This window comes from Streptomyces sp. NPDC028305, assembly GCF_055569495.1.
In genome coordinates this window covers 109182-115245 of the sequence record NZ_JBVHTN010000009.1, presented here as the reverse complement: position 1 = coordinate 115245, position 6064 = coordinate 109182, and the positions used below count along the sequence as shown (strand labels likewise).

5 protein-coding genes are annotated in these 6064 nt (G+C 69.3%); 1 reads left to right on the top strand and 4 read right to left on the bottom strand.

Translation table 11 applies throughout. The features are described 5' to 3' along the window. Positions 1 to 322: 322 nt before the first annotated feature. The gene (locus tag ACZ4WQ_RS36170; protein ID WP_311723956.1) at positions 323 to 1354 is read right to left on the bottom strand and encodes a GDP-mannose 4,6-dehydratase; all 1032 of its coding nucleotides are present in this window, start codon (positions 1352 to 1354) and stop codon (positions 323 to 325) included. Between the two features lie 779 nt (positions 1355 to 2133). Between ACZ4WQ_RS36170 and ACZ4WQ_RS36165 the strand changes: the two genes are divergently transcribed. Further along, positions 2134 to 2736 (top strand): helix-turn-helix transcriptional regulator, encoded by a 603-nt coding sequence (locus ACZ4WQ_RS36165; protein ID WP_385343645.1) that lies wholly within the window; start codon positions 2134 to 2136, stop codon positions 2734 to 2736. A gap of 17 nt (positions 2737 to 2753) precedes the next feature. Here the strand turns inward: ACZ4WQ_RS36165 and ACZ4WQ_RS36160 are convergent, their stop codons facing one another. From ACZ4WQ_RS36160 to ACZ4WQ_RS36150, 3 genes are read right to left on the bottom strand one after another with little or no spacing between them, the layout of a single operon-like run. Next, positions 2754 to 3695, bottom strand: coding sequence for an NAD-dependent epimerase/dehydratase family protein (locus ACZ4WQ_RS36160; RefSeq protein WP_398374966.1), 942 nt, complete (start codon positions 3693 to 3695; stop codon positions 2754 to 2756). 42 nt (positions 3696 to 3737) lie between these two features. Next, a complete protein-coding gene (locus ACZ4WQ_RS36155) occupies positions 3738 to 4736 on the bottom strand; it encodes a 2-hydroxyacid dehydrogenase (protein WP_358844744.1) in 999 nt (332 codons plus the stop codon). A 7-nt stretch (positions 4737 to 4743) separates the two neighbouring features. After that, the gene (locus ACZ4WQ_RS36150) at positions 4744 to 6018 is read right to left on the bottom strand and encodes a glucarate dehydratase family protein (RefSeq protein ID WP_398374964.1); all 1275 of its coding nucleotides are present in this window, start codon (positions 6016 to 6018) and stop codon (positions 4744 to 4746) included. Positions 6019 to 6064 lie beyond the last annotated feature (46 nt).

Genomic DNA, 6064 nt, shown 5'->3' with positions numbered 1-6064 from the left:
CTCACTCAACCCGTCTCGACGCAGGCGGCAGGCAAACCGCAGGGCAGGGGAGCGGATTCGGCGCGGCCGAACCCACCGGACACACGCGGCCGGGGCCGGGGCCACCAAGGGCGGGTCCGCGGCCGCCCGGCTTCCCCCCACATGGGAAGCGGCGGCCGCGGCCCCTCGGTGGTGGCCATGAGCGATGGCGAACCAGGCTCCCGCAGCCCAGTGTCATCACGGGCCGGCGAGGAAACCCCTAGTCATCCGGGACCGGTGTCCAGGGAACACGACGGTGCCCGGTGGCGCTCGGCGCGCCACCGGGCAACTTATGCGGAGGTGTTCACCAGCTCGTGGCCGACAGCAGATCTCCGTAGTCGCGTTCGCGGGAGGCCTGGCTGAGGTCGGACTCCACCATCATGGCCATCAGTTCACGGAAGTCCACGGCCGGCTCCCAGCCCAGCTCGGTGCGGGCCCGTGTGCTGTCGGCACACAGCGTCTCCACCTCGGCGGGGCGGACCAGGGTCGGGTCGATGGCCACGTAGTCCTCCCAGTCGAGGTCCACGCACTCGAAGGCGATGCGCACGGCGTCGCCCACCGAGTGGATGCGGCCGGTTCCCACCACATAGTCGGACGGCTCGTCCTGCTGAAGCATCAGGTGCATCGCGCGGACGTAGTCCCCCGCGAAGCCCCAGTCGCGCACCGCGTCCAGGTTGCCCAGGAAGAGCTTGTCCTGGAGCCCGAGCTTGATCTGGGCCACCGCCAGCGAGATCTTCCTGGTCACGAACTCCGCGCCACGGCGCGGCGATTCATGGTTGAACAGCATGCCGGACACGGCGTACATCCCGAAGGACTCGCGGTAGTTGCGGGTGATGAAGTGCCCGTACGCCTTGGCCGCACCGTACGGGCTGCGGGGGTGGAAGATCGTCGTCTCCCGCTGCGGTGTCTCGGTGACCTTCCCGAACATCTCCGAGGACGACGCCTGATAGAAGCGGATCCCGCCGCCACCGCCGCCGCGGGACTTGTCCAGCCCGCTCACCATGCGGATCGCCTCGAGCATCCGCAGCACGCCCATGGCGTTGACCTCGGTGACGAGTTCGGACTGCTGCCAGGACATCGGCACGAACGAGATGGCGCCGAGGTTGTACACCTCGTCCGGCTGAACCGCGTCGACGGCCGCGACCAGGCTCGCCTGGTCCATCAGATCGCCGTCTATAAAGGTGACGTCCGAGGCCAGTCGGCTGATCCTCAGCTTTCTTGGATTCGCCTGGCCCCTGATCAGTCCCCAGACCTGATAGCCCTGAGCGATCAGGTGCTCGGCCAGATAAGATCCATCCTGGCCGGTTATTCCGGTGATCAGCGCACGCTTGGACATAAAGGACCCCTTCCACGACCGCGGAAACACCGTCGAGTGGTTTTTTCGCGCAGTGGGCGGCACAGGGAATTCGACGCATTCCACTGCTTGAGGCACACCCGCAATGGCCATGGGTCGGTTGCCCGGTTCCGAATGCGAGGTTGTCTAGCCCAACCTTCACAGCCGCTCAGGAATCATGTCAAGGAACCGGCTGTACGCTAGGGGATTTCCGAGACTTGAAGCGCCTCTCCAGGTTCACCATTTCTCATGTTCTCGCAGGTAGCAAGGGGATACTGACCAGTTTCGGCCCGCCGATGATCGTATTCCGTTTCCACCCACCGAGACTCCTTCACACCGCGGCCGCGCCCCCGCTCTTACACTGCCCGCCCCGCACACAACCGGTGACCGACGCGGGCACTCGGGCAAGAACGGTCACCACAAGGCGACATACGGGCAGCGGGTCGGAGCAGGGTTCGGATATACACTTAGAACTGCGCCTAACACCCGTCACTCGATCCCCTAGCGATATCACCAGTTGACCTTCGCGGGGGTAGCGCGAAACATATCCGCCGTTTCCTCGATCCGCTCGGGGAAACGGATCACTGAAAGCAAACTTAAAGCATGGTCAATTGACGTCGCCGAGGCCGCACATCAGGTCCGCGCCCTGAGCATTTCATGGGCAAGGTCCCTCGCGTCGTCGCTGAAACGACCGAAAGAGGTGACTCCTCTTGACCCTCTCCAACACCATTCCGGTGACACACCCGGCACCCGGTCAGAGAGACGCAGGGAACCGGGCCCGAGTGTCCACGGGCGAGTACGGCACGGGCATGGCCACTCTGGATCCGGACCTCCGGGTCCAGGCGGGAAACGACGACTTCTTCCGCTACTTCGCCGGATCCTCGGCGGAGCTGTGCGGCCGGAACCTGTTCGAGTTGCTGCGTCCCAGCTCGCCCTCCGTCCTCCGCGAACACTTCCTGCGGCTGCACGACGGCCGGCGCACCCGGTTCACCGAACGGGTCGTGGGATACCGCTCCACTGGGCACCCGTTCTCGGGGGTGCTGACCGCGACCGCCGTCCAGGGCTCCTCGGACGGGCTGTCGGCCATCGTCGTGCTGGTCAAGCCGGACAACCAGTCGCCGGAGGACGAGCCCCGCGCCCAGCGCCGTCTGCTGCTCTCACCGCTGGAGGCCCGGATCCTGGAGGGGGTGGCCACCGGCGCGTCGACCGTGCAGATGGCCTCCAAGCTCTATCTCAGCAGGCAGGGCGTCGAATACCACGTGGGCTCGATGCTCCGGAAGATGAAGGCCCCGAACCGCGCCGCCCTGATATCCCGGGCGTACTCGGCGGGCATGCTCACCGTGGGCACCTGGCCGGCCCGGGTCGTCTCGGACTTCGTGAAGTAGGCCGGCCGTCCCTCTTGTCACCCGGCGGCGGACAGCCGCTCACGCCACCAGTCCACGGTCGCCTCGACCTGCTCGTCGAGTGGGGTGGCCCGTCCTGCGAACTCTGCTTCGTAAGCGCTCGAATCGACCACGAACGGCCGGTCGAACTGATAGCGGATCTCCTTCAGTTCGCGGAGCAGCGGGGAGAAGACCGATGCGAGACCCAGTACGGCCGGCGACAGCCCGCGCACCGCGACCGGCCCCGTTCCCGACCGCGCGGCGAGGAGACCGACCATCTCCCGGACGGACAGCGCGGGCTCCGTCGGCACGTGCCAGGCCCGCCCCCAGGCCCGTTCGTCCCCCGCGACCTCGACCAGGGCCCGGGCCACATCGGGGAGATAGCTCCAGCTGTGCGGGGCGTCCGGGTCCCCGAGCGTGGAGACCGGTTTGCCGCGCAGCAGTCGAGGCATGACACGGGCCGCCAGGTGTCCGCCGTCGGTCACGCCGGGCCCGAAGAAGTCCGAGGGCCGCACCTCGACCGCCTTGATACGGCCCTGCTCGTGCAGTGCCAGCGCCTGCTCCCAGACGGCGGCGCGCACGCGCCCCTTGGGACCGGTCGCGGCGAGCGGCAGCGCCTCGGTCATGGGGCCGTCCACCGGGCCGTAGCCGTAGAGGTTGCCCAGCATGACCAGCACGGCCCCGGTCTCCTCGGCCGCCGCGCAGACCGACGCGGCCAGCGGCGGCCAGTCACGCGTCCAGCGGTGGTAGGGCGGTGCGGCACAGCTGTGGATCGCGGCCGCGCCCCGCGCGGCCGCGATCAGTCGCTCCGTGTCCGCCGCGTCCAGCGCCACGTGCTCGATGCCCGGCTCCGGGCTTCGGCCGGACCTGGTGACGACCCGTACCGAATGACCCTGTTCGACCAGCAGCCGGGCGGTGGCGGCTCCGGCGGGCCCGAATCCCATCACGACATGAAGGCTCACACACGCACACTAGCGCGAGCGCGTGTTGCCTTCGCGCCCGCGTCAGCCGGGAAGCGGGGGCGTGGTCGCACGGCCGGGGCGTACCACGTTGGTGAGCGGACTCCCCTGTTCCAGGCGGGTGATGTTGGCCGCGATCTCCGTGGCCCGGGAGGCGAAGGTCTCCTCGGTATGGCCGGAGTTGTGCGGTGTCATCACCACGTTGGGCAGGGTGTGGAACGGCAGGCGGCTCGGCGCGTGCGGAGGGCCCGCCCACCACACGTCAAGGGCCGCGCCGGCGATGGTGCCGGCCGACAGCGCCTCGTACAGGGCCTCCTCCTGGACCACGGGGCCGCGGGCGACATTGACGAGGAGGGAGTGGCGGCCCATCGCGGCCAGTTCGGCCGGTCCGATCAGTCCGCGGGTCGCGGGGCCCAGCGGAACGGTGACCACGACGACGTCGGACTCGGCCAGCAGTTCCGGGAGCCGGTCCGTGCCGCCCACCCAGTCGGGTCGCAGATCCGCCGGCAGGGGGGCCGATGGATCGCGGCGCACGGCCCGCACGCCCAGGCCGACCGCCTGGCACAGCCGGGCGATCTCCGTCCCCGTCTCCCCGAAGCCGATGACGCCGACGCGCCGCCCCCGCAGGGTGTCCCCGAAGGGCAGCGTGGGGTCGACGGCGACGTTCCGCCACCGCCCGGCGCGCAGCTCCCGATCGGCGGTGAGCACGCGCCGGGACAGCATCAGCACGCACATCAGGACGTGTTCGGCGATCGATCTGCCGTGGTGGTGGGTGTTGGCCACGGTCACCTCCGGCCCCAGCGCCTCCAGGGGGATGCCGTCGTAGCCCGCACCGACCACGTGGACGAGACGGAGCCGTCGGGCCCGCCGCGCGTCGTCCTCGCCGAGCTGTGAGCCGACGTACACGTCGACGTCGGCGATCGCGCCGGCGATCCGCTCCGGGTCCCAGTCGGAGGCCTCGAGCCACTCGTGCCGGCCGTCGGTCAGTGCCCTCAGCCGCTCGGTGAACCTGCTCAGGATGCGGTGGTTGAGCATGATGCGCATGGCGCGGTCACCACCGGGGCGTCTTGGGCTCGAAGGCGGGGTCGAAGCGGCGCATGTAGCCGGTGTCGTCGCGGTCGCGCAGCCCGCAGTCGAGGTACTGCTGGTGCAGCCGGGCGAGCGCGTCCCGGTCCAGCTCCACGCCGAGCCCCGGGGCGGTGGGCGCCTCGACCCGCCCTTCGGTGAACCGCAGGACTCCTGGGGCGATCACGTCCTCGTCCGGCTGCTTCCACGGCCAGTGTGTGTCGCAGGCGTAGGTCAGCCGTGGCGTGGCGGCGGCCAGATGGGTCATCGCGGCGAGACTGATGCCCAGGTGGGAGTTGGAGTGCATGGACAGGCCGAGGCCGAAGGTCTCGCAGATCGCGGCGAGCTGTGCGCAGCGTCGCAGCCCGCCCCAGAAATGGTGGTCGGACAGCACGATGCCCACCGCGCCCTGGGCGACGGCGGGGGCGAGGTCGTCGAAGGAGACGACGCACATGTTGGTCGCCAGGGGGGTGTCGGTCTGCCCGGCCACGGCCGCCATGTTGGCGATGGACTCGGTCGGGTCCTCCAGGTACTGGAGGGTGCCGTCGAGTTCGCGCGCGACGTGCAGCGAGGTTTCCACGCTCCACGCGGCGTTCGGGTCCAGCCGCAGCGGCAAGTCGGGGAAGGCCGCCCGCAGGGCGCGTATCGCGGCGATCTCCTCGTCAGGGGGGAAGACGCCGCCCTTGAGCTTGATGGACGAGAAGCCGTACTGGTCGATCATGCGACGGGCCTGTTCGACCAGTCCCTCCGGGTCCAGCGCGGCGCCCCAGTCGTCGTCCGGCTGGTCCGGGTGTCCCGCCCACTTGTAGAAGAGGTAGGCGCTGTACGGCACGCTGGGGCGCACGGCGCCGCCGAGGAGGTCGCTGACCGGCCGTCCCACCAGCTTGCCCTGGATGTCCAGGCAGGCCACGTCGAACGGGGAGACGACCCGGTCCACCGTGCTGCTGCCGGTGACCATGCCGGACATGCCGTCCCCTCCGGAGGTGTCCGAACCGAGCGCGCGACGGGTGCGCAGCAGCAGGTCGTTCAGGCTCCAGACGTCCATGCCGACGACATCCTCGGCGGTCCGGCGCAGCCGCTCCAGGTGCACGGTTCCGCCGTAGGTCTCGCCGACGCCGGTGACGCCGCCCTCGGTGGTGACTTCCACGATGGAGCGCAGCGCGTACGGCTCGTGCACTCCCACCGTGTTGAGCAGGGGGTAGTCCCGGAACGCCACCGGGGTGACGGTGACGTCGGCGATGCGTTCAGCCGGCCTGGCCATAACACCATCCTCATATGTAGCTGGTGTCTTCATTTGTAAACAGGTG

Coding starts and splice junctions, on each gene's coding strand:
- ACZ4WQ_RS36155 (WP_358844744.1), bottom strand. CDS start 4,736: ATGCGCATCATGCTCAACCACCGCATCCTGAGCAGGTTCACCGAGCGG.
- ACZ4WQ_RS36170 (WP_311723956.1), bottom strand. CDS start 1,354: ATGTCCAAGCGTGCGCTGATCACCGGAATAACCGGCCAGGATGGATCT.
- ACZ4WQ_RS36150 (WP_398374964.1), bottom strand. CDS start 6,018: ATGGCCAGGCCGGCTGAACGCATCGCCGACGTCACCGTCACCCCGGTG.